The 3,158-nt window shown below is 28.4% G+C and carries 5 protein-coding genes; 2 read left to right on the top strand and 3 right to left on the bottom strand.

The window, feature by feature from the left end; all coding sequences use genetic code 11:
• Nucleotides 1-145: 145 nt before the first annotated feature.
• Nucleotides 146-556 carry a helix-turn-helix domain-containing protein gene (locus BUC11_RS16380; RefSeq protein WP_073355769.1) on the top strand — a complete coding sequence of 137 codons (411 nt, stop codon included), beginning with the start codon at nt 146-148 and terminating at the stop codon, nt 554-556.
• Nucleotides 472-1,392 carry an IS3 family transposase gene (locus BUC11_RS16375; protein ID WP_139259556.1) on the top strand — a complete coding sequence of 307 codons (921 nt, stop codon included), beginning with the start codon at nt 472-474 and terminating at the stop codon, nt 1,390-1,392. The genes BUC11_RS16380 and BUC11_RS16375 overlap by 85 nt, the downstream gene beginning before the upstream one ends.
• A 164-nt stretch (nt 1,393-1,556) precedes the next feature.
• On the opposite strand, the gene BUC11_RS16370 is transcribed toward BUC11_RS16375, so the two are convergent.
• The 3 genes from BUC11_RS16370 to BUC11_RS16360 all read right to left on the bottom strand — a co-directional run bounded on the left by BUC11_RS16370 (nt 1,557) and on the right by BUC11_RS16360 (nt 2,953).
• Entirely contained in the window at nt 1,557-2,021 is a 465-nt protein-coding gene (locus BUC11_RS16370) for a hypothetical protein (RefSeq protein ID WP_073355765.1), read from the bottom strand.
• Between the two features lie 5 nt (nt 2,022-2,026).
• A complete protein-coding gene (locus BUC11_RS16365) occupies nt 2,027-2,488 on the bottom strand; it encodes a helix-turn-helix domain-containing protein (protein ID WP_073355763.1) in 462 nt (153 codons plus the stop codon).
• 69 nt (nt 2,489-2,557) lie between these two features.
• Entirely contained in the window at nt 2,558-2,953 is a 396-nt protein-coding gene (locus BUC11_RS16360; RefSeq protein ID WP_073355762.1) for a hypothetical protein, read from the bottom strand.
• Nucleotides 2,954-3,158: the final 205 nt, after the last annotated feature.

The following is a 3,158-nucleotide window of genomic DNA, read 5'->3' as shown; positions in this document are numbered from 1 at the left end:
GTAGTCGGTACAACTACTTCATCTTCTTTTTTTTGTCATCTTAATTTGTTTTATATATATTTACAAAGGACTAACATTTTCAGGCAAAACACTACTGACAAATCCTGAAATAGGTTGACTAAAAATTAAACACTTTTAGTAAACTATGAAACCCACAAAAAAAGAACACTGTCCAAAAATTGAGTACAAAAAAATCGGTTTTGATCTCAAACTTTCCATCATTGACCAAATTTCAAATGGTCAGATTTCCCTAAATCACGCTTCTAAGTTGCATGGGATTTCTCGCTCCTCAATAACGTATTGGATGAAAAAATTGCGTTCCTTTGAACAAAACTCCAAAACTATGAGCAAGAATCAAGAACTAAAAAAACTTAAAGAGCGTATCGAAGAACTGGAATTCATTAAAGACTTTCAGCAAATGATTATTGCTGATTTTGAAGTAAGCACTAATCTTGATTTTGCAAAAAAGTCATTGCCCGAAGCATTGCTAAAAGAAGTGGAGAAAAAGAAAAAAGACCTTTTAAAATCAAATGGTTCTCCAAGTGTTTCGGAATAAGCACGCAGGCTTATTACAAACGAATTAATAAACAAAAAATTGAGGATTTAGAAACTCTAAAAATCAAAAAACTCATCACTCCTATTCGCCAAAAAATGGCTCGATATGGAGCCAAAAAACTATATCTTGACCTAAAAGATGATTTTAAAAAAAATGATATCAAAATGGGTAGAGATAGGTTCATTCATTTTTTAAGATATCACAATTTATTAATCCGAAAAACAAAACTATATCACATTACAACAGACTCTAAGCATGGGTTTTACAAATCAAAAGACTTATTAGCTGATTTAGAAATTAAACACGCAGAACAGGTCTTCGTCAGCGATATAACTTACATTAAACTTGCTTCCCAACATGCTTATTTAGCCTTAGTTACGGACGTTTATTCCAAGAAAATTATGGGATACAAAATTGATACCAATATGCGCGTAAAACTTGTCAAAGAGGCTTTAGAAATGGCTGTTAAAAACAGACGTTACAAAAATGAAAATCTAATCCATCATTCCGATAGAGGAATACAATATTGCTGTCCCGATTTTGCTGAATTTGCCAAATCGAAGAACATTATTCTTAGTACAACCCAAAATTCCAGCCCATACGAAAATGCGGTCGCAGAAAGAATTAATGGAATATTAAAACAAGAATTTGGACTAAATAAAACAATTCCAAACTTAAAAACTTCTCAAAAAATGGTGAAACAAGCAATTGAAATTTATAATAACCAGCGCAGACATTGCTCTCTAGGAATGAAAACACCTGAATTTGCTCATGTGAATCAAATTCACAAATACAAGTCTTATAAGAAGAATAAAATCCCTATTTTAGTTGCGTAGGAATGTTGGCAAGTTTGGAAAAAAATCCCTCAAAAGATTTTTTCTAAACTTATCAATATTACGTCTACAATCAACTATTTTTGAAATGAGTAAACATCCAAAAATAGTCAACCTATATCAGGACAAGACATAAAAACGGAAAATTGAAGAAACTGATTTTTTAATTATTCAACAATATTATTCTCGTTATCATTTTTAAGTAATTCCCTCGTGTCTAAAATGGGTAAATAAAATTTATTTACAAATGACCCTGCTGTTTTTGCTATTATTATACCTCTACCAGAAGATATTGAAATACCAGCTACAGTTTCCAAAATTACATTTGGAAAATTAATGCTGTCATTTTCAATTTTAACTAAATTTTTAAGATTTTGAATATGGAAATCAAACGACCCCTTATAATCTAGCAATGAAGTTTTAATATCATCATCATCTTTTTGATAATCATATAAAATATTTAAGTTTACCGTCAGAACTTCTTTCTCTAGATTATGAGAAAACTTCAATCCAACAGAAATCTTTAGAAAATTTTCATCGAAATTATTTATAAAATCTTCATCAGGTTCTTTAAAGTTAATTTCTTCAATTTTTACCTTAATCAATTTTAGTGCAAATTCTAAATCAGACATAACTTTTAATTATAACATTTATCTTTTTTTGTAAAACTAGCATCGTTAAAAATGTTTAGTTTTCCACTATATTCCCATATTTCTGAGAAATAATCGTCATTGTTATTTGTATTTATTTTTTCCTTAATAGGATATGGAATAGAATAATTTAATTCAATATTTATTTGTTTTGTCAATTCCGTTTTTAATCCAATAGAATCATTCAATATGTAATTATTTACATTTTCATACTCTAAAAGCGGAACTTTATCAAATGCCAAAGCTAAATCTACCAATTTACTTATTTTATGGTCAAAATTTCCGTTTAAGATTTGACTAATATACCCTTTAGAAACTCCTAATTTTTCAGCTAATTGCGTTTTTGTAAGGTTATTTTCTTTTCGGTAATTTTCAATCATTTCAAATAAATCTAATTGAATTTTTGAAATCCAATACTCTTTACTTTTAATTAATTCTTTTCTTTTCATAATTTCTGATAACGTTTCTCCTATTTGAATAAATTTAACAAAACTGAAACTTAATCTTTAACAATTAGACTACTTTTTTTTTGGTATTAGTGAGTCTAAATACTGTTTTTTTAACGAGCGAAACCTTTTTATATCTTCCTTTTGATTATTTTTAAATCCACCTAAAATTATTATTTTACCATTAATTTGTTGAATTGCATAAACTCGTAAGTGTTTACTTTTAAATTCATACTCCTTGACTTTTTGTTTTTTTGGCGTAATATCTTTAAATTTAGTTTGTGGTAACGTTTTATTATTAGCAATATATTCCATATAAGTTAGTAATGTTTTAAATTCACTAATATACGTTGTATCACTTAAATCAGCCTCGAAATTGTCAAGTTGCTTTTGACCATTTACTTCCAGTTGATTAAATGTTTGTTTACCATTTATAGACTCAATATCTTTAAGTGCAAATTTAGACATAAATATGTTTAGCTACAACTAAACTCTTGTTTTTTTAATAAAACTTTAATACGTCGCAATATAAAAAAATAAATCCAACAGAAAAACAATAATAAATAAAAAGCCAGCCACTAACAGCTAGGGTTTCGTTGCGTTCGAAGAACGAACAATGAACCCGCGGTTGAACGGAACCGGTTACATGCCGTTAACACTATGGAGTTATCGT

The organism is Flavobacterium xanthum, assembly GCF_900142695.1.
GTDB lineage: Bacteria > Bacteroidota > Bacteroidia > Flavobacteriales > Flavobacteriaceae > Flavobacterium > Flavobacterium xanthum.
Note: the sequence above shows the minus strand (reverse complement) of the source record. Positions and strands in the feature narration are given on the sequence as shown.